This window comes from Alkalitalea saponilacus (genome assembly GCF_900168165.1).
GTDB classification, from domain to species: Bacteria; Bacteroidota; Bacteroidia; order Bacteroidales; family Marinilabiliaceae; genus Natronoflexus; species Natronoflexus saponilacus.
This window is the reverse complement of record NZ_FUYV01000076.1, coordinates 1-1,572: the sequence shown is the minus strand read 5'-3', so window position 1 is coordinate 1,572 and position 1,572 is coordinate 1. Positions and strand designations below refer to the sequence as shown.

Annotated in this window: 1 protein-coding gene; it reads right to left on the bottom strand. The window is 33.3% G+C overall.

Annotated elements, in window-relative coordinates; translation table 11 throughout:
* Positions 1 to 158 precede the first annotated feature (158 nt).
* Positions 159 to 1,478 (bottom strand): ATP-binding protein, encoded by a 1,320-nt coding sequence (locus B5X70_RS17670; RefSeq protein ID WP_079559226.1) that lies wholly within the window; start codon positions 1,476 to 1,478, stop codon positions 159 to 161.
* Between the last annotated feature and the right edge of the window lie 94 nt (positions 1,479 to 1,572).

The window sequence follows — 1,572 nt, the reverse complement described above, 5'->3', positions numbered from 1 at the left end:
AACGGTGATTTGTATGTGGCGGTTTTGCACACCCGAAATTATCTAAAAACGTGAAAGCTTCTGCAAAACTGACATATACAAAATGTTGGCGTTTCGTTAATTATTTCCGTCATATTTCCGCCAAAACATGTTTTTATCCGCCATTTATCCGCCAATTGTCAGACACGGATAAGTTTATATTTTGTTCCCTTCTTTTCTCCTACTTTTTCAAATAGACCAATTTCAGTTAAAAATTCCAAATCTCGTGTTGCTGTTCTTTCTGAGGTTTCACTAATTGTTTGATAGATACTATTAGTAATAAAGTCATTTTCTTTACAATAGAAAACAGCTTTAATCTGCCTTTTATTTAAGCCTTTTTCGGTTAAATATTTTTCAGTATACGGCTTAAAGAGTTTTACAGAAATGCCTCCAAATTCTGACTCAAAAGAAGGTTCTGGAAGTCCTGCTTTAATACATTCACTAATGATATTGATTGTTCCTCTTCCCCATGCCTCAATTAAGCCTCCTTTAAAGAATACACTTGCAATTGTTGGATTGTAAGGTCTTGATGTGTGTTTTTTCTTTAAATCTTCAATTGAGAAGCCTTCTGGAAGTTTTCCTTCATTCCAAATCATTATCTTGTCGTCATACACACTAATTTGAACTGGAGCTCCAAAATAGTCACGATGAACTATTGCGTTAATAATCGTCTCTCTTACTGCCTTATATGGATATTCCCATTTTTCGATTCGGTGTAATCCATCATAGGAAATAGGTGAAATCAGGAATTTTTTGTCAAGGATTTCAAGTGTTTTATCTGCAATTTGAAATGCATTTCCTTCAACTACTTCCTGAAAAATCAAATCATCATCTGTTTTCCCGAAACGTCCAATCTTAACGAATGCATTAATGTAAAATTTGCAAGGATTCTTGCCAAACAAAACTATTGCTGAGCGTTTTATTAATCCGTTTTCTCTCAATAATAGATTGTCAAGAACTATTTCTGTATTTGTTTCGCTTTCAATAAATGGCATTCTCTTGCTAATTACAGCAGCTTTAATAAATGCCTCAATTGCATTTGGGTCAATATCATCAAGGGTTGCTCTATTCTCTATAACATCATCCCATGTTTTGCCTGATTTCTTTAAGAGAAAGTCATTTAAAGCTTTTCCCTTTAGTTCTTGTTTTGTACTTCCACTTCGATAATGATATTTTCCTTGATATGAGATAGCATTGTCATACGGTTTTACAACAATCTCAATTATTTCATTAGTGTTTTCTTCGATAAGATTTACATCACAGATTATTCCTAATTGGCTTTGAATTTTGTTTGGGATATCTTCAAGCAGTTTTTTTGAGTTCTCAATGCCAATTGTTCTTCCGTTATCACTTTTTCCAATGATTAATTTTCCCCCTTGTGCATTTGCGAACCCACAAATCCATTTCAGATATTCGTCTCTCCATGATTCTTTCCATTCAATATTTTGATTTTCAGACATAAAATAAGATATATTGTTGAATATCAAATATAAGGAAAAGAACTATAAACAGAGAGGAGATTCGCATTTTTTGCGCTAATGAACGCCAACGGTC

Bases quoted from the DNA above. Each gene is read 5' to 3' on its own strand.
- B5X70_RS17670 (WP_079559226.1), bottom strand. From the start codon at position 1,478: ATGTCTGAAAATCAAAATATTGAATGGAAAGAATCATGGAGAGACGAA.